Annotated in this window: 24 protein-coding genes; 13 read left to right on the forward strand and 11 right to left on the reverse strand. The window is 31.5% G+C overall.

What is annotated here, in order from left to right:
• Positions 1 to 132 precede the first annotated feature (132 nt).
• From GSY47_RS14115 to GSY47_RS14125, 3 genes are all read right to left on the reverse strand, one after another.
• Positions 133 to 1887: a TonB-dependent receptor gene (locus GSY47_RS14115; RefSeq protein ID WP_179007045.1), complete on the reverse strand. Its 1755-nt coding sequence runs from the start codon at positions 1885 to 1887 to the stop codon at positions 133 to 135.
• Between the two features lie 139 nt (positions 1888 to 2026).
• Positions 2027 to 2890, reverse strand: coding sequence for a PhzF family phenazine biosynthesis protein (locus GSY47_RS14120; RefSeq protein WP_179007042.1), 864 nt, complete (start codon positions 2888 to 2890; stop codon positions 2027 to 2029).
• 91 nt (positions 2891 to 2981) lie between these two features.
• Positions 2982 to 5996 carry a tetratricopeptide repeat protein gene (locus GSY47_RS14125; protein ID WP_179007039.1) on the reverse strand — a complete coding sequence of 1005 codons (3015 nt, stop codon included), beginning with the start codon at positions 5994 to 5996 and terminating at the stop codon, positions 2982 to 2984.
• 292 nt (positions 5997 to 6288) lie between these two features.
• Between GSY47_RS14125 and GSY47_RS14130 the strand changes: the two genes are divergently transcribed.
• From GSY47_RS14130 to GSY47_RS14140, 3 genes are read left to right on the forward strand one after another with little or no spacing between them, the layout of a single operon-like run.
• Positions 6289 to 6972 (forward strand): cell division ATP-binding protein FtsE, encoded by a 684-nt coding sequence (locus GSY47_RS14130; RefSeq protein WP_179007034.1) that lies wholly within the window; start codon positions 6289 to 6291, stop codon positions 6970 to 6972.
• On the forward strand, positions 6972 to 7859 hold the full coding sequence (locus GSY47_RS14135) for a glycosyltransferase family 2 protein (protein WP_179007031.1): 888 nt from the start codon (positions 6972 to 6974) through the stop codon (positions 7857 to 7859). Before GSY47_RS14130 ends, GSY47_RS14135 begins: the two co-directional genes overlap by 1 nt.
• Complete coding sequence (locus GSY47_RS14140; RefSeq protein ID WP_179007028.1) at positions 7860 to 8789, forward strand: glycosyltransferase family 2 protein; 930 nt, start codon at positions 7860 to 7862, stop codon at positions 8787 to 8789. It abuts the gene before it with no gap.
• On the opposite strand, the gene GSY47_RS14145 is transcribed toward GSY47_RS14140, so the two are convergent.
• On the reverse strand, positions 8772 to 9206 hold the full coding sequence (locus tag GSY47_RS14145) for a sugar 3,4-ketoisomerase (RefSeq protein WP_179007025.1): 435 nt from the start codon (positions 9204 to 9206) through the stop codon (positions 8772 to 8774). The two genes, GSY47_RS14140 and GSY47_RS14145, sit on opposite strands and share 18 nt — an antisense overlap.
• Positions 9176 to 10258, reverse strand: a complete 1083-nt coding sequence (locus GSY47_RS14150; RefSeq protein ID WP_179007022.1) for a glycosyltransferase — start codon at positions 10256 to 10258, stop codon at positions 9176 to 9178. Before GSY47_RS14150 ends, GSY47_RS14145 begins: the two co-directional genes overlap by 31 nt.
• 45 nt (positions 10259 to 10303) lie before the next feature.
• On the opposite strand from GSY47_RS14150, the gene GSY47_RS14155 reads away from it, so the two are divergent.
• Positions 10304 to 11440, forward strand: a complete 1137-nt coding sequence (locus GSY47_RS14155) for a glycosyltransferase (protein WP_179007019.1) — start codon at positions 10304 to 10306, stop codon at positions 11438 to 11440.
• Here the strand turns inward: GSY47_RS14155 and GSY47_RS14160 are convergent.
• From GSY47_RS14160 to GSY47_RS14185, 6 genes are all read right to left on the reverse strand, one after another.
• Entirely contained in the window at positions 11437 to 12678 is a 1242-nt protein-coding gene (locus tag GSY47_RS14160) for an O-antigen translocase (protein ID WP_179007721.1), read from the reverse strand. The two genes, GSY47_RS14155 and GSY47_RS14160, sit on opposite strands and share 4 nt — an antisense overlap.
• A gap of 34 nt (positions 12679 to 12712) precedes the next feature.
• Positions 12713 to 13666: a FemAB family protein gene (locus tag GSY47_RS14165; RefSeq protein WP_179007016.1), complete on the reverse strand. Its 954-nt coding sequence runs from the start codon at positions 13664 to 13666 to the stop codon at positions 12713 to 12715.
• A 7-nt stretch (positions 13667 to 13673) separates the two neighbouring features.
• Positions 13674 to 14276: a trimeric intracellular cation channel family protein gene (locus tag GSY47_RS14170; protein WP_179007013.1), complete on the reverse strand. Its 603-nt coding sequence runs from the start codon at positions 14274 to 14276 to the stop codon at positions 13674 to 13676.
• Between the two features lie 50 nt (positions 14277 to 14326).
• Positions 14327 to 14737: a PH domain-containing protein gene (locus GSY47_RS14175; RefSeq protein ID WP_179007010.1), complete on the reverse strand. Its 411-nt coding sequence runs from the start codon at positions 14735 to 14737 to the stop codon at positions 14327 to 14329.
• A 14-nt stretch (positions 14738 to 14751) separates the two neighbouring features.
• On the reverse strand, positions 14752 to 15600 hold the full coding sequence (locus tag GSY47_RS14180) for a hypothetical protein (protein ID WP_179007008.1): 849 nt from the start codon (positions 15598 to 15600) through the stop codon (positions 14752 to 14754).
• Between the two features lie 102 nt (positions 15601 to 15702).
• Entirely contained in the window at positions 15703 to 16446 is a 744-nt protein-coding gene (locus GSY47_RS14185) for an RDD family protein (protein WP_179007006.1), read from the reverse strand.
• A 20-nt stretch (positions 16447 to 16466) separates the two neighbouring features.
• Here GSY47_RS14185 and GSY47_RS14190 point away from each other — a divergent pair, with 20 nt between their 5' ends.
• The 9 genes from GSY47_RS14190 to GSY47_RS14230 all read left to right on the forward strand — a co-directional run bounded on the left by GSY47_RS14190 (position 16467) and on the right by GSY47_RS14230 (position 25519).
• A complete protein-coding gene (locus tag GSY47_RS14190; RefSeq protein ID WP_179007004.1) occupies positions 16467 to 17447 on the forward strand; it encodes a stage II sporulation protein M in 981 nt (326 codons plus the stop codon).
• Between the two features lie 9 nt (positions 17448 to 17456).
• Positions 17457 to 18233 carry a DUF4129 domain-containing protein gene (locus GSY47_RS14195; RefSeq protein WP_179007002.1) on the forward strand — a complete coding sequence of 259 codons (777 nt, stop codon included), beginning with the start codon at positions 17457 to 17459 and terminating at the stop codon, positions 18231 to 18233.
• Positions 18226 to 19431: a DUF4350 domain-containing protein gene (locus tag GSY47_RS14200; protein ID WP_179007000.1), complete on the forward strand. Its 1206-nt coding sequence runs from the start codon at positions 18226 to 18228 to the stop codon at positions 19429 to 19431. The genes GSY47_RS14195 and GSY47_RS14200 overlap by 8 nt, the downstream gene beginning before the upstream one ends.
• 85 nt (positions 19432 to 19516) lie before the next feature.
• A complete protein-coding gene (locus GSY47_RS14205) occupies positions 19517 to 20530 on the forward strand; it encodes an AAA family ATPase (protein WP_179006998.1) in 1014 nt (337 codons plus the stop codon).
• Between the two features lie 113 nt (positions 20531 to 20643).
• Positions 20644 to 21975, forward strand: a complete 1332-nt coding sequence (locus GSY47_RS14210; RefSeq protein WP_179006996.1) for a DUF58 domain-containing protein — start codon at positions 20644 to 20646, stop codon at positions 21973 to 21975.
• Positions 21976 to 22029: 54 nt separating this feature from the next.
• Positions 22030 to 22332: a hypothetical protein gene (locus tag GSY47_RS14215; RefSeq protein WP_179006994.1), complete on the forward strand. Its 303-nt coding sequence runs from the start codon at positions 22030 to 22032 to the stop codon at positions 22330 to 22332.
• A gap of 173 nt (positions 22333 to 22505) precedes the next feature.
• Positions 22506 to 23585, forward strand: coding sequence for an alkaline phosphatase family protein (locus tag GSY47_RS14220; RefSeq protein WP_179006992.1), 1080 nt, complete (start codon positions 22506 to 22508; stop codon positions 23583 to 23585).
• 42 nt (positions 23586 to 23627) lie between these two features.
• Positions 23628 to 24557, forward strand: coding sequence for a DUF2167 domain-containing protein (locus GSY47_RS14225; protein ID WP_219071416.1), 930 nt, complete (start codon positions 23628 to 23630; stop codon positions 24555 to 24557).
• A 173-nt stretch (positions 24558 to 24730) separates the two neighbouring features.
• A complete protein-coding gene (locus tag GSY47_RS14230; protein WP_179006986.1) occupies positions 24731 to 25519 on the forward strand; it encodes a TrmH family RNA methyltransferase in 789 nt (262 codons plus the stop codon).
• The last annotated feature ends 344 nt before the right edge of the window (positions 25520 to 25863 follow it).

A 25863-nucleotide genomic window follows, 5' to 3' on the forward strand; every position in this document is an offset into this window, starting at 1 on the left:
CTGTAAAATTAAAAAAACAGCCACGAATTCACGAATCTACTCCAAAAAATTCATGAGTTCATGGCTGAAAAAAAAAAGGCACTTTATTTTTTTATAAAATCTTAGTGCCTCTGTGTCTTTGTGGCAATAAGCCTAAAAATCAAATTTATAATTTGCTCCTCCTAAAATCTGGAATCCTTGCACTGGGTAATTCAACCATTTTTGATATGCTTGATTTCCTATATTATTCGCTTTTAAGAAAAATGTCAAACGTTCGTTGAATTTATATCCTAAATGAGCATTGGCATCAAAATAACTTTTTAAAGTTATCGGAGCATAATTAGCTGCAATACCCGAATTTGCCTGCATATCTTTTCTTTCGCCCACATAAAACACATTCAATCCTGCATACCATTGCTTAGTAATAGTAACGTCTAAAGTTGAACTTAATTTCATTGTTGGTAAATTCCATGCTTCAACTACATTATCTGTATTGTAACTATTAAATGTTCCGTTGATTCCGAATGTTACATTTTGAGAGAAATCGGCTTTTAATTCTGCGTAAAATCGTAAAGTTCTAATATCTTCATAAACTACTCCAAATGAGTTTCCAAAAGCATAATCTTCGTTCGTAATCACTTCTGTGTAATCATTTGCTTTAAACAACGCTTTGTCTTTTTCATTCAAATACGAACCTGTCAAATTATAGTTTACATTGTTTGCCAGTTTTCCTTTTAAACCTGCAAAAACATTGTACTGCGTGCTTGACGGACGCATATTTAAAGTCGGTGATAAAAACGGATTCTCAGTCACAAAATCAGCATAAGAGTTTTGTTTTAAACCTCCATCAACTCCTGTATAGAAAATCATTAAATCTCCCACCAATTTATAAGAAGCATTTACTTTTGGATACAAATAAAATTTATTGCCACTGTTTTCAGAATCTCCGCTATAAAAAACTCCAGCTCCCAATTCTAACGTCCAGTCATTTTCATGAATTACAAAACTTGGCTCGATTCCAACATTTGTAAAACCATATTTAACAGCTTCTGTATTATTCTGCAAATAATTATTTTTGAAAGAACCGCTTACGTGATCTACAATTACATTTGTTTTAATCGCCTGATCCATGATGTCAACTGTAAAAGTCGGCTTTACAAAAAATCTATTTTCTGATGAAGAATAACTATCTGAAAAGTGAGTAAATTTTGCTGCAAGATTACTAAAAATACTCTCTGTAAATTCAGCGTTTCCGCCTACCCAAATTGTATTATAAGAATGATCTGGATTGATGCTATTTATTAAATCATAACGCTGTGCCGGAATTGTTGAACCAAAATCAGCTGGAAGTCCGTACCAATTGTAGATTTGATTTTGATATCCTAAATCAACATTCCAATTATTGTCTCTGTTGTTTTGGCCATAACCAACATTAATTGCAGTATCATAAAATTCATCATTCAGCTCCACATCTTTAATTCCCCCTTGCGACGAATGATGACGAAACATGCCCGCCACATAATCATTATTTCCTAAATCCTGATTTACAAATAATTCGCCATTCAAAGTACCATAATTTCCAACTCCAACAGTGGCGTAATTATTAAATAGTTTTTCTCTTTTAGCTTTTTCCACTCCTTCTGCTTTTCCTTTAGAAGGCGTAAACGTAGAAGCCACAGGAACAGATAAAATACTATATTTAATTACTTCCTTTGGCTGATTACCGCTGTCGTCAAGCGAAGGATTTTCTTTTACTTTAAAAGCATCTGAAATAGTCGGCGAATACGGTTTTACAACATTTACGGTTTCCGTTCCGATACTTTCATTTTTCTTAACTTGGGAAAACGAAAGCTGGACAGCAAATAATACTAGTAAAACGATAATTTTATACTGGCAATTTAATTTCATATTTCTTCTTTTTAAGAGTATAGAGAAAAGAATATAGACAATAGACTTTTGCTATTTCTTAATTCTTATGCTAAAAACCCTTTGTTCTCTTTCTATATTCTAAAATCTTTTTTCTTTGTTCTATTTTCTATATTCTTGTTTAAGCCTCCCATTCTCCTTTGGCTACGAACTGAGCTTTTCCTCCAATATTGATATCATATTGATCGTCAACTAATTTTCCTTTAAAATAGATTTCAGAAGGTCTGTTTATAAACTCGCCCTGATAGTTGATTAGTTCAATTTCTTTGGTATTGTATTTTAACAAAGAGGCTTGCAAACATGTACTGGCACTTCCTGTCGCAGCATCCTCCATTAACTGATTGTGTTCAATGTACAATAATCTGCTGGTTACTTTTGTTCCTTCAAAATAGTAAAAATATAAACCTTGGTGATCGGTTTTACAATGCTGTTTCATCCATAGACCCGCGTTGTCTTTATCCAAAACCAAATTCTCTAAAGCTCTTCTACTGCTTAGCGGAACCATTACAAAAGCGCTTCCAGTTGTAACTTCCTGAACTGGAAATTGGTTTTCAAAATCGCTTACTTTCAGATTGCTGAAGTGTGTAAAATCTTCTTTTGAAAAAACATCCCAAAACTTTGGCTGCGCTGCTTTTAACCAAATCAGATCTTCTGATTTATGAATTGCAATTGGTCCAATAGGAACTTCTAATTTCATTTCAGATGGAGCATTTTCAAAAATCTTGTTCATCAAAACCCATGAAGTTCCAATTATTGGATGTCCTGCAAACTGCATTTCGTGTGCTGGTGTAAATATTCTAATTTCCGCTTTATTATTTTCTCTGTCTAGCTTTGTAACAAAGGTGCTCTCTGCAAAATTAATTTCTCGTGCAATCTGCTGCATTTGTACTGTGCTTAAATTTTCTGCATCTAAAAAAACCGCCAGCTGATTTCCAGCATATTTTTTATCGGCAAAAACATCTACTATATAAAAAGGTAAACTCATATCTTTTTTGTAAAAAAATGTAAATTGTAAATTGTATACTGTTTCAATGTTTTCATTTTTACAGTATACAATCTACAGTATACATTAAAAATTATCTATTAATCGACGAATTCGTTTTTGATTCTTCCGCTTTAATAGCGCTCAATTCTTTTTTCGCTTCTTCTACAACATCCGGATAATCTGTAAAATTGTTGATTACGTTATCCAAAATATAAGTCGCTTGATAGCTGTCTTTTAATCCGTAGAAGTTTTTCGCCATTAGCACTAAACCTTTTGCTCCATAATATTTATATGCCGAATAGCTTTTAGCTAATTTCTGAACTGCAATATTTGAAGCATCGTACTTACCTTCTTTTGTTTTAAAATAAGCATCGTAATACAACGCTTCGGCTGCTAATTCTCCTTTCGAAGTTGTCAATAATTTAGCATAAGCTGTTTTTGCTTTATCTTCATTTCCGGTTTGAATTGCTGCACGAGCTACAATAATCTGAGCATCGGCTTTTACTCCAGCGTCCGATTTTGGGTTTTCTAAAACTTTTTCAGCAGCAACAACGGAGTTATCATAATCTTTTTTGTCATAATAACATTTCATTAAGTTCGCCTGAGCGAAAGTTTTATTCTGCGGATAATCTGCTTCGTTTTCTAAACGTTTTAAAACTGGAATTGATTTATCGCAATCTTTCGCTTTTAAATAAATCTGAGCCAGTCTATTCAAAGCCTGCTCTGTAAATTCATTTCTTGGCTGATCTGCAACATATTGATAATTTGATGTTGATTTTGTCTCAGAACCCTCAGCATAATAAAGCTGTCCTAAATAGAAATTCGCCTCTAAAGCATGTAATCCTGTTGGGAATTTGCTCACATAACCCGAAAATCCTGTAATTGCTGCTTTGCTATTATTTTGACTGTATTGTTTAAAGGCTGCATCATAAGTATCGTTATCTAATTCAGCGTCCGAAACTTCAACAAAATCTAAAGTTCTAACCCAAGTTGCGTATTCATCTACTTTTCCAGAATCCACATAAATTAATCTTGCTGTTGCAACTGCTTCTAAAGCTTCCGGTGTTTTTGGGAACTCAGCAGCAACTTTTTTGAATTTCGTTAAAGCCTGCTGATCTCTATCTGAATTGTAATAAATCAAACCTTGTTTCAAAATTGCTTTTGAAGTAAAAGATCCATTTTGGAATTCTGAAATCAACTGATCGTAGGTTTTAATTGCCTGATCGTTTTTCTTTTCAGCAACATAAGTATTTCCTAATTCAAACAAAGCGTCGTCACGATAAGACGATTTTTTATACATCTGAAGGAAGTTGTTCAATTCGTCTACTTTCTTAGCATTGTTTGACATGAATCCGTAAGAAAGTGCTTTTTGAAACTGAGCATAATCGGCATCAACACCTTTTGCGGCAATTGCTTTTCCGTACGCCTCGTTTGCTGCGCTGTATTTTGAAGTCACAAAACGACAGTCTCCCAAACGTAAATAAGAATCGTTTAAACGAACTTTATCTGATGGAGAATTATCAATTTGAGCCTGAAAAGAATTCGCAGCCTGATCATATTCTTTCAACTTAAAATAAGTATAACCAATATTATAATTGATGTTTTTATATTCGTCTGTAGATTTTGCAGCAGACATTCCGGCAAATTGCTTATAAGTTAACAAAGCATTCTGCATATCATCGTTTAAATATTCTGTTTCTGCTTTCCAGAACGTGGCACGAGCAGTAAATTCAGGTGTTTTTTGTTCGCTTATAGCGCTTTTAAACATTTTGCCTGCTTCCTGATAATTCGATTCGTTGTACAATTCTACACCACGATAAAACAATACTTTTTGATAAGCTGCTTTATTTTCAGCAGTTCTATTTTTCTCTAATAAAGCCAAAGCTTCTTTGTAATTTTTAGAAGAAATATAAGAATCAACCAATAGTTTTTCTACTTCAGAACGACTTGAATTGTTTGGATATTTTTTTAAGAAATCTAACAAAATTCCAGGAACGGCTTGATACGCATTTCCAATATCGTAACTTAATTTAGCATAATTTAAAGCTGCATCTTCTTGAATCTGCGCATTGAAATCCATTTCTGAAGCATTTTTAAACGCGTTTAAAGCTTCCTGCTTTTTACCAATATTCAAATAACTCAAACCTAAATGATAATAAGCATTTTGCGCTACGAAATCTTTTCCTTCGATAATTTTATTGAATTGAGAAATGGCTTTTTCGTAGTTTTTCTGCTCATAATAAGCATATCCTAACTGGTAAAAATCGGTATTATTCCATTTTCCTTTCTTACCTGCGTACTTTTCTAAATAAGGAATTGCTTTATCGTATTGTTTTAAATTGAAATAACTTTCTCCAATAATTTTATTCAATTCCGATTTTTCCAGTTCATTTGATTTAGCCATTGCTGTCTGCCCTAAATCAATTGCTTTTTGAAAATTACCAAGTTTGAAATTCATATCTGCTTGATAGTACGAAAGTTTCTCTTTGTACTTTTCTTCTCCGGAAACCTCATCAAAATATTTGGTTGCTTCTTTGTAATCGTCGCCTTCGTAAGCCATAAATCCTAAATAATATTTGGCTTGAGAACCATATTCTTTAGAATTAACTACTTTATTAAAATAGTTGGTTGCTTCTTTTTTCTTTTTTGCATTAAAATAGCTGTAGCCTTTCATGAAGTTAAACTTATCCGATTCGGATTTACTCATATAACTTTCATCTACTTTATCAAACCACTGCAATGCTTTTGGATAATTTCCTTGTTCAAAGAAAAACTGTGCAGCTTCAATATAAGCTTGATTTTGCTTAGTACTTGTTGGATAATCATTCACGAATTTTTCCACCAACGCATCAGCGTTTGCTTTGTTGGTTCTTATCGCACAATTGGCGATGTAAAACGCACAGTCTGACTTTACTTCTTCGGTAACTTCAGTATTTTTAACATGCTCAAAAATGAGCTGTGCCGAAGCATATTGTTTATCATTATATAAAGCCAGTGCTTTGTCAAAATCCTTTAAATCGTAAGTATAAATAGCTGATTTTTGTGCCGAAACTATGGTCGATAAAAGAATGATTTGGAATAAAAAGAACCAGGAAAGTTTACGCATTTTAATAATATTTAGTATTCAAATGTATCAATTTTATACGGTTTATAACGAAACGTTTTAAGGTTTTATTATGAACAAAAGATTAATCAGATGTGATTTTTTGTTTATTTAAACTTCAAAATATTGGTTCTCAAACTTTCTAAAATGAAATTTTTCCTGACACAAGTATTATTCCATTTTTTTTATTACTTAAAACTATTTGCATTTTTTTATATTTCTTACAGAAATGATTCAAATTTATTTTGAATCCAAACGTTATCTTATTACTTTTACCATTCAAATCAATTTTATTATGTCACAAACCGTACTATCTCTTAAAGAAGTCACTATATATCAAGAAGGAAGAAAAATTATCTCTCATATTAATTTAGATGTTAACCACGGTGAATTTATCTACATCATCGGGAAAACAGGTTCTGGAAAAAGTAGCTTCTTAAAAACTTTATACGCTGATTTACCATTAGTTGAAGGAGAAGGACATATAGTTGAATTTGATTTGGCAGCATTAAAAGAAAACGATATTCCGTTTTTGAGACGTAAAATTGGGATTGTATTTCAAGACTTTAAACTGCTTCCAGATCGTTCTATTAAAGACAATATGCTTTTTGTACTAAGAGCAACTGGATGGCATGAAAAAGATGCAATGCTGCACAAAATTGATGAAGTTTTGGACAAAGTAGGCATGAAAGATTTTGTGAATAAAATGCCACACCAACTTTCTGGAGGAGAGCAGCAACGTGTTGCCATTGCAAGAGCTTTACTGAACGATCCAGAATTTATCTTAGCAGACGAACCAACAGGAAACCTTGATCCACAGACAAGTTCTGAGGTTTTAGAAGTATTAAAAAACATCAATGCCAACGGAAAAACCATAATCATGGCAACGCACGATTATGCTTTATTGATGAAATTCCCTTCTAAAACTCTGAAATGCGAAGATGAAAGAATCTTCGAAGTGGTGCAAAGAAACGTGTAATGCTTTCTGTTTTAATTCCGGTTTACAATTACAATATTTTTACTCTTGTAGAAACGATATACAAACAGACTTTGGAATGTAATATTCCTTTTGAAATTATTTGTTTAGACGATGCTTCGCAAGAATTTACAATTGAAAACCAAAGAATTAATCAATTCCAAAATTGTTTCTTTACTATTTTAGAAAAAAATATTGGACGAAGTGCTATTCGGAATTTATTAGCAAAAAAAGCGGTTTATGAAAATCAGCTTTTTTTAGATGCCGATGTCATTTCTGTTCATGATAATTTTATTTCAAATTATATTTCAGAAATAAAAAACAACAAAAAAGTTATTTTTGGAGGTCTTTTGTATGAAACTAAAAAACCTTCAAAAGAATTGCTTTTACGCTGGATTTATGGCAGAGAAAGAGAAGCTTTACCTTTATCTCAGAGAATTCAAAATCCATCTCAAACAGCTTTAGTTTCTAATTTACTGATTAAAAAAGAAATTGTTCTTCGTTTTCCTTTTGATGAAACCCTAACGCAATACGGTTACGAAGATTTGCTTTTTTTTGCTGTTTTAAAATCAAACCAAATTGAAATTGCACATATTGAGAATCCTGTTTTTCATTTAAACCTAGAGACTTCTGCCCTATTTTTAAGTAAAACAAAAACAGCCTTAGAAAACTTAGCTTTTCTAAATTATTCGAACAAAATTTCTTTAAATGAAAGTAGAATTATTGCTTCATTTGAACTTTTAAAAACAATAAAAATGCTTGCTGTTTTTTCTTTTATTTTTCGAAAATTAGAATCGAAAATCGAAAGAAATCTGGTTTCAGAACAACCATCGCTTTTTCTGTTTGACATTTATAAATTGGGATATTACTGCTTTTTAAAATCAAAATAAATGGCTTTTTTCTCTATCATAATCCCGCTTTACAACAAAGAAATTTTTATCGAAAACACGATACAAAGCGTACTGGATCAAACCTTTCAGGATTTTGAGATTATTGTCGTAAATGATGGATCTACAGACAAAAGTGACGAAAAGCTGCTTCAGTTTAAAGACGATAGAATTCATTATTTCAGTAAAGAAAACGAAGGTGCTTCAACAGCTAGGAATTACGGCATCGAAAAAACGACTGCTGATTTTATAACTTTTCTCGATGCAGACGATTATTGGTATCCGACGTTTTTAGAAACAATGTTTACGATCATTTCAAAAGTTCCAAATCAAAAAGTTTTTTCGGCAGCGATTGAAATCGATACTTCTAAAAAAATAATTCCAGCGCAGTATTCTATTTCAAAATCAAATAATGAATTTGAAGTTGTAAATTACTTTCAAGCCAGTATAAAAGAAACGGTTCTTTGTACTTCCTGTGCTGTTTTTCATAAAACTGTTTTTGAAGAAGCCGGAAATTTTGATACTAGAATAAAAAGCGGTCAGGACACTGATTTATGGATTAGAATTGGACTTATTTATGATGTAGTTTTTTCTTGGAAAATATTGGCTCGTTATGTTTACGATCCTAAAAGTCTTTCAAAAAATACCAAACTGGTAAGAGAAAAAATGGATTTTTCAAAATATGAAGAAATTGAAAAAACTAATTCAGATTTAAAAAAGTTCTTAGATTTAAACCGATTTTCATTAGCTATAAAAAGTAAAATAGCGGGAGAAAAAATACTTTATGCGAAATATTCTAAACCAATTGATTTGAAGAATTTGGGGTTAAAGAAAAGAACTTTACTACTTCTTCCTGCTTTTGGATTAATATTTTTAATTAAAGTAAAAACCGTACTGGCTAATTTAGGCTTAGGATCATCGGTCTTTAAATAATCGATATTTTTTGTATTCACGGATGTAATCTTCTTCATCAAATTCATCAGAAGATAAAACTAAACATACACTTCCAGAAGAAAAATTCTGAATTTCCCTCCAAATTCCTGGAACAATAAGCAGTCCTATATTAGGTTTATTTAAAGTTATGACTTGTTTGTTTTTTCCGTCTTTCAAAATCACATCAAAACTACCGCTTAGAGCAATTAAAAATTGTTGTTGCCCTTTATGTGCATGTCCTCCTCTTTTACTTCCGCTTGGCACATCATACAGATAATAAACTCTCTTTGAAACAAACGGAATGGTATCTCCTTCAATAACCGAAAGGTTGCCTCTTCGATCCTGAATTTTCGGAATTTCGATTAAACGAGTATCCGTAACAGTTGTTATTTTGGATTGGTAAGAAGATTTCTCCATTGTTTAGAAATATTTTTTAAAGACAAATGCGATACACTTTGAACAGCATTCTTTTTACAAAAATGATATAATTCGTCGTCATCCGCAAATCTATTTATTGCTAATGCCAACGCTTCTTTATTATGGTTTTCGACAAGCAAACCATTAAATTCATTCTGAATAATTTCTCTCGGTCCAGAATTGCAATCTACGGCTACAACTGGCGTTTCTAAAGCTAATGATTCTACAATTGACATTGGAAAACCTTCGTAATTACTGGTCAATATAGTAAATTTGGCTTGCCGAACTTCCTTAAATGGGTTTTGTTTAAATGGAAAAATTTTGACATACTTACTTAATTCTAACTTTTCGATTTTCTGCTTTATAAATTCTAAATCATTTCCCGAACCTAAAAGATGTAATTCATATCCTTTCAAGAAAATTTGAGATGCTACAAAAGCTTCCAACATTAAAGTAAAATTCTTCACTTTTTCATCTAATCGACCAAAAAACAAAATCACTTTTTTAGTTTCTAAAACCTCTTTTTCGAATTCTTTTTCAGCAATAAAAAACGGATTGTAAATCGTAATTGTATTATCGAATTTATAAAGCTGCTGTATTTTTTCTTCAATTGCTTTTGAAACACAGATTAATGCTTCGACATTTTTATAAATGATTCTTGACCAAAATTTTGAAGAAGGAAAATAATTTTGAAAATTGTAGCTATGTACAATGTAAAAGATTTTAGTCTTTCGATAAATAAATCTCGTAATTAATTCTCTTAACAATACATTTCTGGTTCTGCTGTCAATTACAATTTCGATATTGTTTTGAACTAAATAGTGGCGAAGTAAAATTCCTTTTTTTAGTTTTTTAAGAAAAGAAAAGCTTGAAATTTCTTTTTCTAAATTGAACAAACTTCCTGTAAACGAATAATCTAAAACATCATTTACAATAATCGAATGCACTTCGAAACCTGAATCTTCCAACATAAAAGTCAATAAAGCTGCAAAACGTTCTGCTCCTCCTTTTCCTAAAGAATTTGAAACAATAGCAACTTTCTTTTTATTCATGTTTTTGACCGAAAAAGTAAATATATTTGTCAAATATACACATAAATGAAAATTTTACTGGTAGGAGAATATAGTCATTTGCACAATTCTTTGAAAGATGGTTTGCAGCAATTAGGACACAAAGTTTTTATTATTGGTCAGAAAGACGGTTTTAAAAATTTTCCTGTTGATTTTCCTATCCAAAAAAAATGGGATGCTGGATTTTTAAAAAAGTTAAAAATTGCCATTTATAAAATCTCTGGTTTTGATATCAGCTCTTATTTAACGTATCGCCAGTTTCTAAAATTAGAAAAACAATGCTCTGATTTTGATGTCGTACAGTTAATTAACGAAAATAGTTTTCATTGTACTTATAATTTCGAGAAAAAGATTATTTCAAGTCTTTTAAAAAACAACAAAAAATTATTTTTACTAAGTTCGGGATTCGATTATTTAAATGTGAAATATTGTTTCGAAAATCCCGATTTTAAATCTGTAATCTCTTTATATCAAAATAACAAAATTGATAAAAAATCTTTCGGAAACGTTTTAAAATTCCGTGAAAAATCTTTTTTCAAACTACATCAATTTATCTATAAAAAGTGTAATGGAATAATTGCTTCCGATTTAGATTACCATCTTCCGCTAAAGGGCAATCCTAAATATTTGGGAATGATTCCAAACCCGATTAATATTGACAAACTTCCATTTCAACCTATTGAGATCAATGATAAAATCATCATTTTTCACGGCATTAATACTGATAATTATTTAAAAAAAGGAAATGATTATTTTGAAAAAGTGTTAGAAATAATCGAGAAAAAATACGGTGATAAAATCGAAATAATTACGGTTCGAAGTGTTCCGTATTCAGAATATATCAATCTCTATAATCGTTCTCATATTTTACTGGATCAAATTTACGGATACGATCAAGGTTACAATGCGCTAGAATCGATGGCAAAAGGAAAAGTCGTTTTTACCAATGCCGAAACTGAGTTTATGGAGTATTATAAGCTTACTGAAAACGTCTGCATCAATTCTATTCCAGATGTTGATTATTTGGTAAATGAATTGTCTTTTTTGATTGATAATCCTGAAGAAATTACCGCCATAGGAAAACGTGCCAGAGCGTTTATTGAAAAGGAACATGATTATATAAAAATCGCGGAGCAATATGTTCAAAAATGGAACGAAAACTAAAATAAACTTTTCCTGAAATAAATCGCAAGCAGTATCAAATAAGTTAAATTCTGAAAAGCGTAGGCCAATACAACACCTTCGATTTGGAATATCTTCATGTAATATAAACTAGCAGCATATAAGACAAATAATGAATACAATTCGGTTGCAATAAAAGCCCAAGTCAATTTTTTAGCAAAAAACTGATAGCCTAAAATTAGAGCGCTGACTTTAAAAACATCTCCTAAAAACTGCCAGAAAAACAAATTAGTCACTGGGAGAAATTCTTTTGTAAAAAGAAGCTCAACAACAAAAAACCTTAGACAATAAAGGATAATTAAACCTAAAATAAAAACAGGCAGAATGTATTTATAAAACTGCCAAAAAATATTTTTGGTTTCTTGATTTGTTGATGCTTTTGCTAGTTTTGGCAAAAAATAAACGGTTAGAATTGTACTGACAAACAACAGATAATACGACGAAATTCGCGTCATGGTTTCCCAATATCCTGCCTGTTCCATTCCTAAATTCTGAATGATTTGGTTTCGGATCGCCAAAAACACAATTGGTCCAAGAACCGAAGAAACCAAAGCCATTACAGAATAAGAGGAAAGATTTTTTAATATTTTAAAATCAAACCAATCCATTTTTACGATTTGAAAAAAGTCAATTTCTTTTTGAACCAGATAAAAGGTTGCAAAAAACAATAAAGCAGGCGCAATTACAATTGCCAGTAAAGCTCCAAAAGTTTTAAATTGTAGAATCAAAAAAACAGAAGTCAGTAAACCAATAACGTTTCCAATAATATTGATCCAGATTACTTTTTGAAATCTTCCTAAACCATTTATCAACGCGACAAAAAAGATGGAAACACCGTAAAAAGGCAAAGCAAAAGCTAAAACCTTTAAAATCTTTAAATATTCTGTATTACTTCCAAAAATTTTAATGTTCCAATAATCGGCTGTTGAAAATAAAATCATAGCTAAAAGAACAGCTACAACAATCAAACTAATAAAAACGGTCGTAATTATTTTTTGAAGTTCCGCTTTATTTTTCTCATTTTCGGCGGTATATTTTACAATGCCGTTTTGAAATCCTAGAGTGGAAATATTTTCTATTGAAGTTATAAAATTACGCAGATTTCCGACCAAAGCCATGCCACTCGGGCCAACAAAAACAGCCAATATTTTTGACGTAATCAAACCAATTCCGATTTTTAAAACCACGCTTAAACTGTTTAAAGAAGTAATCTTAAACAAACTGGTTTGAACTATTTTTTTATAGAAATTCAAATTAGTATTTAAAATCAATTTTATAAAAATCCTGAGAATAGATTGAACAACCTAACTCTTCTTTTTGTTTTAAAAGCCCTTCATTATATCCAGATAGATTATTTTCATCAACAATTCCCATATCAAAAAAGATCTTTCCATCTTCTTTGTATTTTTGAATTAAATTAATGAATAAAAAATCTAAAGCTCTAAATTTTTCACCTTTTTTTGAAGTTGCCCCATATTGAGATTTAACTACATTTCTTGTTTCGAAAATTGTTATTCCGGCAATAATTTCGTCATTTGTATAGGCAGAAAACTGTCTAATATTCAGAGGAAAATTAGCTTTTAAATATGATATTTCTGCTTCAGAATGAACGGGTTTTACGCAAAATTTTTCTAAAAGTCTTGGCTGTAGAATGTTTTCCCAAAAAGGATTAAACCCTTCTTCTTCAACAATATGCAAATCAAGATTTTCAATTCTTCTAAAATGTTTTAATTTGCTTTTTGAGATTTTAAGTTCCGTTGATAAATTAACAGCCAGATTCATTTCTTTTCTTTCTAAAACCGCTCCTCTTTTCAACAAAAAAAACTCCATAGCTGCATTTCCTTCTAACAAATAAAAATCAGGAATTGGTTTATAATAAAAAGTTTCAATCTTATTTTCTTTCAAAAAAAGTAAAATATCATCTAAAATAGATTCTACCTTTTCGCCATTCAATTTAGAAGAAAAAACCAATCCGCCGTAAGTAAGTCCCTGATGTGAATAAACGGTATTTCCATTTTTATTGGCTGGAAGAATGGCTCGCAATTTTTCCTCTTCAAAAACCAAAAGAGAAAAATCTTCAAATCGATCTTTATGATATTCCATAAAATCGCGATGAAATAAAAAAGTAGCATTTTTGGCCTGATCAACAAAGTTGTTCCAAATAGAAAAATCGTTCTGATTGTATATTTTAATACTATATTTTTTCATCTCCAAATTACTTATGATCAAATGCTTTCAAGTGCCATTTATATTTTACAGCCATAAGTCTGATCACGATAATAACAAGTGAAGTTACCAAATATAAAATATCATCTTCTAAGTTTAATTTTCTTAGTCCAAAAAATAATATTCCGCCAAAAATACAGATTGTTGCATAAATCTCTTCTCGAAAAACGTTTGGGATTTCGTTGCATAAAATATCTCGAATTACACCTCCAAAACAAGCTGTCATTGTTCCCAATGCAATACAAATTGCCGGATGAAGTCCTGTCAAAAGTCCTCTTTCGAGACCAATTAAGGTAAAAACCCCAAGTCCAATCGTATCAAACAAAAACAAAGAAGTTCTTAGTTTATCAAACCTTTTTCTAAAAAGAATTGCCAGAAAAAAACCTAAAATAATGACATAAACATACTGCATATCACGCATCCAGCCAACTGGAGTTCTACCAATGAGAACGTCTCGAAGTGTTCCGCCCCCTACCGCTGTCACAAAAGCAATAATAAAAACCCCAAAAGGATCCAGTTTTTTATGCATTGCCGTTAAAGCGCCGGACATAGCAAACGCCATTGTCCCAATAATATCTAGTAAATGAAACATTTTTTTCTGAGTTACAAAGATGCAAAGGTGCAGAGATTTTAGTATTGTTCCTATTTTTTTAATACTATTTCTACTTCAGAATTTATTCTTTTTATTGCTTCTGTAAATCTTATTTTGTCTTTCGGAGAAATTAAAATCGAGTCATATTTTCCATACATAATTTCTAATCTATCCAATGAAAGTGCAGGTGAACTTATAACATTGAACGTTTGAGAAATACTTTTTATATTTTTAATATCAATCGAAAAATCAATAAGAAAGCCACATTTTATTCGCAGTTTGTCTCTCACAATCGTATAAAAAGTAGTAGCAAACATATGTATAATGAAAGCGCTGATACAAAACATAAAAGAAAAACCTATCCAATTTTTATCATAAGCAAACTGTATCAGTGCTAGTCCAAAAATTACAATTAACAGCAATGCCAGCCATAAGTCAATTTTAGATTTGAATTTTTCCATTTCGTTTTCCTGAATTATTTTTTAACATAAATGGGACTTCTTTTTAATAGATAACTAACAGAATCCATCCAACTGTCTTTTACTGCTAAAAAAGGTTTACGGGTTTGAGAATAAATTTTGTCCTTATTTTTATACATATCAAAATAAACCGTATAGTAATAATAATTTTGATTGTTTGATGTTGTAGTTGAAACATCGTTTGTTTTTACTTTTTTATTATTGTCACTCACTTTTGCATTGCCGCTGTTATAAGTGGTCGAAGTTGCCGCCGTTCCAATTGTATAGGAAACTTTTGCAGCAACAATATTATCTACTCCCAATATTTTTTCTAGATCTTCGATCGGTGTTTCGTCAATATTCTTATAATCTATTCCTGCATTGTGTAATAAACTATTAGTTGTTCTTAAATCCTGAACTGTCAGCGGAAGGATATTGGAAGATTTATCGAGAAGTTTGTTATAAAGATCGTTTTGAGCAAATTTTGCCATTTCTTCTGAACTTTCCTGCGTATCTGAATTTAAATACGGAACTGGAAGAACGGCTATTGTATTGGATTTCATTTCAGAAACTGCAATTGTAGAAGATCCTGAAGAAGGCGAACTATTTCCCTGACTAACATCAAAAGTCTGTGATCTTCCGCTGGAAAAATCAATTCTGGCAATTTGTGAAACGTCAAGCGAAATCTGAAGTGTTTCTCCCGGAAGTGAATATTCTACTGTTTTATCAGACATTTTTGAAATGGTACATTCAATAATCTGATAATCTCTTTTTATAATTTTATCTAATTTTTTTCCGCCTTGAGCGAAACTAAAAATGAATGTAAGCAACATTAAAACAACAAGGAAAGGCTTTCTATTTTTCATGTTTTAGAAGTTTAATTTTACTCTTAAAAACTAATAATCAGTTAAATATAAAAAAAATATAACTTCAAATAAAAAAACATTTTCAATTCTTAGTCCAAACTATTACATATGCTGTGTATAGAAATTATAATCTTTTAAAATCACTCGAATAAAATCATTATTATTTCCAGACTGATTTTTAATTCCTGTTACGCTTTCAATCTTTGCCACCAATTTGTAAATAATTTCATGGTCATTTTTAGCAGCCGCCTTTTGGTAGGTTTCTTTGATGATTCGCATATCATTATCTGAAAGTTTTATCACCAAAGGATAAGTTGGCACATACGCATCTCCAATTTCTTCCAAAATAGTATGGCTGATATTAATTTTATTCTTTAAAGTAATAACCGCGGTTCCTGCTGCCATATCGCCCAAACGTTGTGATTTATGACTTGTAATGACCGTAATTAAACCCGGAAGCCCAAAAAAGCTGAAAAAGTCGATAACCCTAAAAAACCAGCGAACCAAATAATCACCAAATCCAGCCTGGTAACCATCAATTTTGACCACTTTAATTTTGACCAGTTTCTTTCCAAACGATTGTCCTTCAAAAATACTTTCTAAAACTAACGAATAGACAATTATGGGTGAATAGATAATTAAATAAATAGCTCCTTTGGACCATCCATCCAAATTAAACATTAATCGGTCCACCTGCAATAGGTCAAAAACAACCAATGAAACCGTATAAATATAAGAGACAATGATAGCAATATCAATGAAAAAAGCCCCTAATCGTTCGCCTACAGTTGCAGCAATAAAATTTATTTTGACATTTTGCGTCGTGTTAATAGATAATTCTGACATATTTTATATTTTAGCCTACAATGAGAGAAATCGCTTTTATAAAACAAAACAAAGAAAAATGGCTCGAATTCGAGCTGGCAATTTTCGGTAAAGCTAAAAAAAATCCTGATGAATTAGCTAATTTGTACATTCAAATGATGAATGACTTAGCTTATGCCCAAACGTATTACCCTAAAAGTAAAACGGTTGTGTATCTCAACCATCTTGCTTCTCAAATTTATCAAAAGATTTACAAAACCAAACGCACCGACAGTAATCAGTTTATTGATTTCTTTAAGATTGATGTTCCGCTGTTGGTTTATGAATACAAAAGATATTTATTATATGCCTTTGCTTTATTTTTTGTGACGGTTTCTATTGGTGTACTTTCTGCTCGTTATGATCAGGACTTTGTCCGATTGATTTTAGGGGACGAGTACGTAAATATGACTTTAGAAAACATCAAAAAAGGAAATCCAATGGCCGTTTATGGATCCGGCAGTAATTGGGGAAGTTTTATAGGCATTACCGTAAACAATCTTTATGTTGGAGCCAAATGTTATTTCTATGGTATTTTTGCTGGTATAGGTACTTTTTTTGTTTTCCTTCAAAACTGTATCATGCTGGGTTCTTTTCAATATTTCTTTTACGAGCAAAATGTTTTCTGGAAAAGTGTACGAGGTATCTGGATTCATGGTTCTATGGAAATTTTTGCTATTGTTATTGAAGCCATGACAGGATTTATTTTGGGAGCTTCTATTCTTTTTCCTAAAACTTTCTCCAGAGTAAATTCTTTTAAGATTGGATTTAAAAACAGCTTCAAAATTTTCTTGAGTACTTTTCCTTTTACGATAAGTGCCGGTTTTCTGGAAGGTTTTATTACTAGATATTCTATTGATATGCCTAATTGGCTAAGCAGTTTTATCATTTTATTTACGCTTGCCCTTATTTCGTTTTATTACCTGGTTTATCCTTTTATAGTACACAAAAAATTAAATTCCTTAACCGCCGCAAAACTTTAATACCAAGTAATGACAAGATTATTTTTTATTTTATCTTTTCTTTTTTGCTGCTGTGTTTCTAAGGCTCAGGATTCTACTGTTGTACCTATAGATCCGCCTAAAATCAGTACAATTAAATATACCGAAAAGGATATTCAGGTAGATTCTAGAAAAGTAACAGTAAAACATTTCGATAAAAATTTCAAGAAAAAATATACAGATCCTGAATTTATATACGAATATAAAGCCCCCGAAAAAAACTGGTGGGATCATTTTAAACATTGGCTGGCAAACCTATTCGCTAAATTATTCAATTTTAAAAGCGTAAAAACCTCACTTGACTTTGTTGTTATTTTATTCAGAGTTATTATGGTTTTGGTAGTTGTTGCTTTAATCTATTTTATAGCAAAAGCTCTAACCAAACAGGAAGGAAGATGGATTTTTGGAAAAAATGCCAATAAAAAAGCAATTTTTTATTCTGATGCCGAGAAAAACATTCATCTTTTAGATTTCGAAAAATTAATTAAAGAAAGTATTGAGGCTGGAGAGAAAAGAGTCGCTGTACGTTATTATTATCTGTGGCTTTTAAAAGTTATGGCACAAAGCAATTATATTGAATGGGATATCGAAAAAACCAATTCTGATTATTTATACGAATTGCAACAGCCTGTTCACAAAGAAGAATTCATGTATCTTTCTTATTTGTACAATTACATCTGGTACGGCGAATTTGAAATAGATGATATTGTATTCAGAAAAACAGAGAATAGATTTAAGAATGCTTTAAAAATGTTTGGCAATGGATAAAAACGTTAAAATATACATTGCTATTCTCGTTTTAATATTCGGTTTAGTACTGCTTACAGACAATGGAAAACCAAAACCTATTGACTGGACTCCTACTTACTCTGTAAATGATAAGATTCCGTTTGGATTATACATTTTCGACCATGAAGTAAATGGCTTTTTTAAGAATCAAAAAGTAGAAAAAATTTCGGTTCAAACACCTTATGAATATTTAGATTCTCAATATGATGAAAGAAAAAATGTAGAAAACTATAAAATCAAAGGAACCTTTATTAATATTTCTGAAGCCAATAATATTGACGAACAATCTATGAAAGAGATTTTGTATTTTGTTTCGCACGGGAATAAAGCCTTTTTGAGTATGAGAGCTTTTCCAAAAATTTTATTAGATTCATTAAAAATTGAATTACAAACCGATTTTATGCCCTCAGAAAATGTTTCGATCTGGATGGCCAATAAAAATGTAAGTACAAAAAAATATACTTTAAATACTGGTTTAAGTGATTATTTTTCAAAAATAGACACTATAAATACAAAAGTTTTAGGATATCAAAACAGTGCAAAAAACAAAAGACAGATTAATTTTATTGAAGTTCCGTATAAAAATGGTTATGTGTATTTACATACGCAGCCTGTTGCATTTACGAACTATAATCTGCTAAAAAAAGATCATTATCAATATGCAGAAAATGTGCTTTCGTATTTTACGGCAGGGAATATTTTCTGGTATAACAAAAGCATAAATGATAAGCGAATTTCAAATTCTCCTATGCGCTATATTTTTAGCCAGCCAGCTTTAAAATCGGCTTGGCTTTTAGGACTTTTGGGAATTTTAATTTTTATGATTTTTAATGCCAAACGAAAACAACGCATTGTACCCATTATAAAACCATTGCAGAATTTAACTGTAGATTTTACGAAAACCATTGGAAATTTATATTATCAAGAAGGCGATCACACCAATATTATTGATAAAAAGATTATTTATTTCTTAGAAAAAATTAGAACTGATTATTTGATCGACACTTCGAAATTAGATGAAGAATTTATCAAAAAATTGCATTACAAAACTGGAAAAGACGAAAAGGACATTGAAGATCTCGTTAGACTAATCAACGATCATCGAAACAGTTATCATGGAAATCTTGAGGAAGATTTAATTAAAATAAATACAGCAATAGAAAAGATTATACATTAATTTATTTAGCCACAGATTAAAAGATTTTATAAAAAATTAATCTGTGTTAATCCTTTTAATCTGTGGCAAAAAAAACATACCAATTATGGACGACATCAATACAGCATCAGGCGAAATCACAAATGAAAATGTGAATTTTGAAACTAGAATCAATTTAGGGCCTCTTTTAGAACATGTAAACTCGATAAAAAAAGAAATTGAAACTGTAATCGTTGGACAGCACAAAATGGTGGACCAGCTTTTGGTCGCTATTTTATCAAACGGACACGTTCTTCTAGAAGGTGTTCCAGGTGTTGCCAAAACAATTACTGCCAAATTATTATCGAAAACTTTAAATATTGGTTTCAGCAGAATTCAGTTTACACCAGATTTAATGCCTTCTGATATTTTAGGAACTTCCATCTTCAATTTGAAGAATTCTGAGTTTGAATTCAAAAAAGGGCCGATTTTCTCTAATTTAATTTTAATTGATGAAATCAACCGTGCTCCAGCGAAAACGCAAGCCGCACTTTTTGAAGTGATGGAGGAACGTCAAATCACAATTGACGGATCTGGATATCAATTAGAAACACCATTTTTGGTCATTGCAACTCAAAATCCAATTGAGCAAGAAGGAACTTATCGTCTTCCAGAAGCGCAATTAGATCGTTTTCTTTTCAAAATCACTATTGATTATCCAAAATTGAATGAAGAAATTTTAATCATTCAAAGAGAACATTCTTTGCAAGATCATGGCAAATTAGACGCGATAAAAACCATTCTTTCTTCTGATGAAATCAAAGAATACCAAGGTTTGGTAAAACAAATTAGAGTCGAACAAAATTTATTGGAATACATTGCAAGGATTGTAGTAAACACTAGAGAAAATGCCTTTTTATATTTAGGAGCTTCTCCTCGTGCCTCGATTGCAATTTTAAACGCGTCTAAAGGTTTCGCAGCAATCCGCGGACGTGATTTTGTGACTCCTGAAGATATTAAAGAAGCGGCAATTCCTGTTTTACAGCATCGTGTTATTGTAACGCCAGAACGTGAAATGGAAGGTATTACAAGCTCGGAAATCATTAAACAGATTATTGAAACAGTGGAAATACCGAGGTAACTTTATGCCTCCTGCGAGGTTTTCAAAACCTCGTAGGTATTTTTTCATTCTAAGTAATTCATACCTACAAGATTTTGAAAACCTTGCAGGAGGAACTAAAAAATATTTAAAACTTGAAATTCATAAAAAGTCTATATCTGAATAATTTCTTCTTCTATGTGCTGATTGGCATAATAGGATTATTTGTTTGTGCTTTTATTTTCCCAAACATGTACAATGCTGTTTGGCTTGTTGTTTTGGCTTTGGGAACTTTTTTAGTGCTTGATCTTTTAATTCTGTACATCGCCAAAACTGGACTGGAAGCAGAACGAATTACGCCTGAAAAATTATCCAATGGAGATTTAAATCCGATAAAGATTAATTTAAAGAATCATTATAATTTTCCAGTTTCAGTTAAAATAATTGATGAAATTCCGTTTCAGTTTCAGGTTCGTGATTTTAAAATTATCAAAACCATAAAAGCAGCAACACAAAAAGAAATTGGTTATGACCTCCGTCCAACAGAGCGTGGGGAATATCATTTTGGCGCTTTAAATGTGTATGTTTCTTCGCCGTTAAGATTAATTTCTAGAAGATTTACTTTTGATAAAGATCAGATGGTTCCGACTTATCCCTCTTATATTCAATTGAGAAAATACGATTTAATTGCTTTTTCTAACAATTTGTTTCAATACGGAATTAAAAAAATCCGTCGAATTGGACATACAATGGAATTTGAGCAGATTAAGGAATATGTTCAAGGCGATGATTTAAGAACCTTAAACTGGAAAGCCACCGCAAAGAGAAATTCTTTGATGGTCAATCAGTTTCAGGACGAAAAATCACAGTCGGTTTATATGGCAATTGATAAAGGCCGTGTCATGCAAATGCCTTTTGATGGTTTGAGTTTGTTGGATTACGCTATCAATTCTTCTTTGGTTTTATCGAATGTTATTCTGAAAAAACAAGACAAAGCGGGACTTTTTGCTTTTTCTAAAAAGGTAGAAAATAGAGTTTTTGCAGAAAGAAGAGGTTCGCAGATGCAGAAAATCCTCGAAACTTTATACAACATAAAAACCGATTTCTTCGAAAGTGATTACAGTCGATTATATGTTGATATCAAGAAAAATATCAATCAAAGAAGTTTGATTATTCTGTATACCAATTTTGAAACTATGGATGGATTAAATCGTCAGTTGCCTTATTTAAAAGGGATTGCGAAAAGTCATTTATTGGTTGTGGTTTTCTTTCAAAACACAGAATTGAACTCCATTATCAATAAAAAAACAACTACGATTCAAGAAGTTTACGATAAAGTAATTGCAGAAAAATTCATGTTTGAAAAACGTTTAATCGTCAATGAATTAAAGAAATACGGAATTCATTCGGTTTTAACACAGCCAGAAAATCTTACACTTGACGCAATCAACAAATATTTGGAAATTAAGTCCAGAGGAATTTTATAGAAGTTGTGTGCGTCTTTCCAAAATGTAAATAACTGTCGTCTAAAAAAGAAAATTATGAATAGAATTGAATTACCAATTTTCACATATATACTTCAATTTAGAGAAGGAACTTACTGTTCACAAGTTAAAGCCGAAAACATTGAATCTTCCATTTTTAAATGGTTTGAAAAAATTAAAGAAGAAAAAAACGAAATAAAGTTTCTAGGAAATAAAACACTTAATGATATTGAATTCAAAATTAACAATCAAACAAATATCCCAACAAAACTTGACAGATTAAATAATGTTTGGTTTTTGCATTTCAGCTCAAAAACTGGTTCATTTTTTATAAACATTATTAAAACATCGAATTCCTGATCTCTCAATCTTAAACTTTTGTAATTCAAAAAAAACATAAAAAGCGAATAATAGCTTTATTCGGTTTTACCTTCTTTTTGTCCTTGCATTAATTTATAGTTACATTACGTTATCACGTAAAAATTGCTTTATTAAATTACTTAGTTTTGAATTCTATTTCAAATTAACAAGTAATGAAAAAAGCTTTTTTTATTCTGACCATTCTATTGAGCCTTAAATCTCTAGCTCAAAAAACAGAAAACATCATTATTATCACTACAGATGGTTTTAGATGGCAGGAAGTTTTCAAAGGAGTTGATCCTGCAATTGCCAATGACAAAAAATTCAATCAAGGAGACAGCGCTTATATTTATAAAAAATATGCTGATGCCGATATCAAAGAAGCCCGTAAAAAACTCATGCCTTTTTTCTGGTCTGAAATCGCTTCGAAAGGACAGATTTATGGTAATAGAGATTTAGGAAATAAAGTTGATGTTGCTAATCCGTATTGGTTTAGTTATCCCGGTTACAGCGAAATCATGACTGGAAATGTGGATCTGAAAGTCAATTCAAATAGCTACAAACCTAATCCGAATGTAAACGTTCTCGAATTTTTAAACCAGCAGTCTAAGCTAAAAGGAAAGGTTGCTGCATTTGGTGCTTGGGATGCTTTTGACCGAATTCTAAACGAAGAAAGAAGCGGATTTACAGTAATTTCTGCTTTTGATAAAGTCGGCGGAAATAAACCAACAGCCGCTCAAAAACTATTAAATGAAATGCGTGACAGTTCGTTTAAACCATTCCACATGGATGAATGTCTGGATGTTTTTACGCATTATCAGGCTTTAGACGAACTAAAAACGAAAAAACCAAAAGTACTTTATATTGCATATGGCGAAACTGACGAATGGGCACATCATGCACAATATCGTTCATATTTGGATGCAGCGAATCAGGTTGACAAATGGATTCAGGAAATTTGGACTTTTGTTCAAAATGATCCGCAGTACAAAAACAAAACGACCTTATTTATAACCGTAGATCATGGACGCGGCGACAAAGTAAAAGCACAATGGACAGATCACGGTGCTGATGTTCCAGGCGCTTCTGAAATTTGGTTTGCTGCAATGGGACCAGAAATTGCACCAAAAGGCGAGATTAAAACCGAATCTCAATTCTATCAAAAACAATTTGCCCAAACTCTCGCCAAAATAATGGGATATGATTTTAAAACCGATCATCCTGTTGAAAAAGAGATTTCAGAATTATTCTAAAACAACCAAAACCATAAATAATTTTTAACCAATTAAACCCAAATGAAAAAAACGTTATTATTTTTATTGTTATCGATCCTTTCGATTTCAAAAATCAGCGCACAAGAGCCTGATACTTTAAAGGCATTTTATGACAAAATTGACAAATCTTTCAAGTATGAAACTGGAAAAATTACGCTTCCTGAAGGAGACGGATCATTAAATGTCCCAAAAGGATTTAAATTTTTAAATGCCGAGCAAACCCAAAATGTCTTGACTAATTTATGGGGAAATCCAGAAGACAAATCGATTCTTGGTTCTCTTGTTCCAGACGGAAAAGGGGTTACACATGCTGACAGCTGGATGTTTGTAATCAGTTATCAAGGCGATGGTTACGTTAAAGACGATGATGCAGATGATATTGATTATGATGATCTTCTAAAAACCATGAAAGAAGATGTTGCTGCCGCGAATACCGAAAGAAAAACTGCAGGTTATCCTGAGGTTCAATTAATTGGCTGGGCATCCAAACCATTCTATGATAACAACCTAAAAGTATTGCATTGGGCAAAAGAATTGCAGTTTGGAGAAGATAAAAATCATACTTTAAATTACGATTTAAGAGTTTTAGGACGAAAAGGAATGTACAATATTTCTGCTGTTGCTGGAGTAGATCAATTAGCAGAGGTAAAAGCAAGCATTCCTGGAATCATCAAAAGTGTTGAATTCAATGACGGACATAAATATCTTGATTTCGATGCTGACACTGATACTGTTGCCGCTTGGACAATCGGTGGTTTAGTAGCTGGAAAAGTATTGGCAAAAGTTGGATTCTTCGCTGTTTTAGCAAAATTCGGAAAGTTCATAGTAATTGGAATTATCGCTGCTTTTGCCGCAATAAAGAAATTCCTTTTTGGAGACAAAGACCAAGTAGTTACAAGACCTGAAGAAGAGACCGCTCTTTTAGAAGAAAACAATCCTACTGAAGAGTAACAATTTTTTATTAGCCACGAATTCACTAATTATTTTTTAACTCAACTGTGAGAAAAAATAATTCATGAATTTTTGGCTAACCTTTTTTAACAAACCTACAAGGTTTTAAAAATCTTGCAGGAAGAAAAAAACTCTGTACCTTTGCCCCTCTGCAACTTTGAGCCTTAAAAAAAATGAAACAAATCACGTCTGTTCAAAATCCGTTTATTAAATCTTTGGTTTTACTTCAGGAAAAAGCCAAAGCCAGAAAACAAACCGGAACTTTTTTGATAGAAGGACAACGTGAAATTTCATTAGCCATAAAAGGCGGTTACGAAATTGAAACAGTTTTATTTTTACCTGAATTAGTTACTGAAAATGAAATCAATAAGCTAATTCAAAATCCATTTCAACTGATAGAAATCAATAAAGAAGTTTATCAGAAATTGGCTTATCGTGATACTACTGAAGGTATTTTGGCTGTAGCCAAAACCAAATCTTTAAAATTATCAGACTTAAAATTATCTGAAAACCCTTTAATTCTGGTTGTCGAATCTTTAGAAAAACCGGGAAATATCGGCGCTGTTTTACGAACTGCTGATGCTGCAAACTTAGACGCCGTTTTAATCGCCAATCCTAAAAGTGATTTATATAATCCGAATATTGTTCGTTCCAGCGTTGGATGTCTTTTTACCAACCAAATTGCAACGGGAACCTCTGAAGAAATTATCGCTTTTTTAAAAGAAAAAAAGATTAATTTCTACAGTGCTACTTTACAAAATTCAACTTCCTATCACACCCAAAATTTTACTACTCCAACTGCTTTAGTTGTTGGAACCGAAGCCACAGGTTTAACACAACAATGGCGTGACGAAGCAACACAGAATATCATTATCCCAATGCAGGGAGAAATCGACAGCATGAACGTTTCTGTTGCCGCAGCTATTTTAATTTTTGAAGCCAAAAGACAGAGAGGATTTTAGATTTTAGATTTTAGATTTTAGATTTTAGATTTTAGATTTTAGATTTTAGATTTTAGATTTTAGATTTTAGATTTTAGATTTTAGATTTTAGATTTTCTAAAAGTCGCTTCGCTCCTTTTAAAAAAAAAATTACTTCGCTTTGCGTATTTAAAGTCTTTTAGATTATTTTAAATTGATATTGATTTTTGACATTGACATTGATATTGGAATTTGGGATTTAAAAAATTGGAATTTACTTTCTTTTTTACTGTCAGGCTGAGCGAAGTCGAAGCCCTTTTTACAGACAAGAATCTTAAAATTACACCCTCAAAAATCTAAAATCTGTACTCTAAAATCAGCAATCA

It is taken from the genome of Flavobacterium quisquiliarum, from assembly GCF_019308285.1.
GTDB lineage: Bacteria > Bacteroidota > Bacteroidia > Flavobacteriales > Flavobacteriaceae > Flavobacterium > Flavobacterium quisquiliarum.

Excerpts from the sequence above, each read along its gene's own strand:
- GSY47_RS14115 (WP_179007045.1), bottom strand. The coding sequence starts at position 1,887 with ATGAAATTAAATTGCCAGTATAAAATTATCGTTTTACTAGTATTATTT.
- GSY47_RS14120 (WP_179007042.1), bottom strand. The coding sequence starts at position 2,890 with ATGAGTTTACCTTTTTATATAGTAGATGTTTTTGCCGATAAAAAATAT.
- GSY47_RS14125 (WP_179007039.1), bottom strand. The coding sequence starts at position 5,996 with ATGCGTAAACTTTCCTGGTTCTTTTTATTCCAAATCATTCTTTTATCG.
- GSY47_RS14130 (WP_179007034.1), top strand. The coding sequence starts at position 6,289 with ATGTCACAAACCGTACTATCTCTTAAAGAAGTCACTATATATCAAGAA.
- GSY47_RS14135 (WP_179007031.1), top strand. The coding sequence starts at position 6,972 with ATGCTTTCTGTTTTAATTCCGGTTTACAATTACAATATTTTTACTCTT.
- GSY47_RS14140 (WP_179007028.1), top strand. The coding sequence starts at position 7,860 with ATGGCTTTTTTCTCTATCATAATCCCGCTTTACAACAAAGAAATTTTT.
- GSY47_RS14145 (WP_179007025.1), bottom strand. The coding sequence starts at position 9,206 with ATGGAGAAATCTTCTTACCAATCCAAAATAACAACTGTTACGGATACT.
- GSY47_RS14150 (WP_179007022.1), bottom strand. The coding sequence starts at position 10,258 with ATGAATAAAAAGAAAGTTGCTATTGTTTCAAATTCTTTAGGAAAAGGA.
- GSY47_RS14155 (WP_179007019.1), top strand. The coding sequence starts at position 10,304 with ATGAAAATTTTACTGGTAGGAGAATATAGTCATTTGCACAATTCTTTG.
- GSY47_RS14165 (WP_179007016.1), bottom strand. The coding sequence starts at position 13,666 with ATGAAAAAATATAGTATTAAAATATACAATCAGAACGATTTTTCTATT.
- GSY47_RS14170 (WP_179007013.1), bottom strand. The coding sequence starts at position 14,276 with ATGTTTCATTTACTAGATATTATTGGGACAATGGCGTTTGCTATGTCC.
- GSY47_RS14175 (WP_179007010.1), bottom strand. The coding sequence starts at position 14,737 with ATGGAAAAATTCAAATCTAAAATTGACTTATGGCTGGCATTGCTGTTA.
- GSY47_RS14180 (WP_179007008.1), bottom strand. The coding sequence starts at position 15,600 with ATGAAAAATAGAAAGCCTTTCCTTGTTGTTTTAATGTTGCTTACATTC.
- GSY47_RS14185 (WP_179007006.1), bottom strand. The coding sequence starts at position 16,446 with ATGTCAGAATTATCTATTAACACGACGCAAAATGTCAAAATAAATTTT.
- GSY47_RS14190 (WP_179007004.1), top strand. The coding sequence starts at position 16,467 with ATGAGAGAAATCGCTTTTATAAAACAAAACAAAGAAAAATGGCTCGAA.
- GSY47_RS14195 (WP_179007002.1), top strand. The coding sequence starts at position 17,457 with ATGACAAGATTATTTTTTATTTTATCTTTTCTTTTTTGCTGCTGTGTT.
- GSY47_RS14200 (WP_179007000.1), top strand. The coding sequence starts at position 18,226 with ATGGATAAAAACGTTAAAATATACATTGCTATTCTCGTTTTAATATTC.
- GSY47_RS14205 (WP_179006998.1), top strand. The coding sequence starts at position 19,517 with ATGGACGACATCAATACAGCATCAGGCGAAATCACAAATGAAAATGTG.
- GSY47_RS14215 (WP_179006994.1), top strand. The coding sequence starts at position 22,030 with ATGAATAGAATTGAATTACCAATTTTCACATATATACTTCAATTTAGA.
- GSY47_RS14220 (WP_179006992.1), top strand. The coding sequence starts at position 22,506 with ATGAAAAAAGCTTTTTTTATTCTGACCATTCTATTGAGCCTTAAATCT.
- GSY47_RS14225 (WP_219071416.1), top strand. The coding sequence starts at position 23,628 with ATGAAAAAAACGTTATTATTTTTATTGTTATCGATCCTTTCGATTTCA.
- GSY47_RS14230 (WP_179006986.1), top strand. The coding sequence starts at position 24,731 with ATGAAACAAATCACGTCTGTTCAAAATCCGTTTATTAAATCTTTGGTT.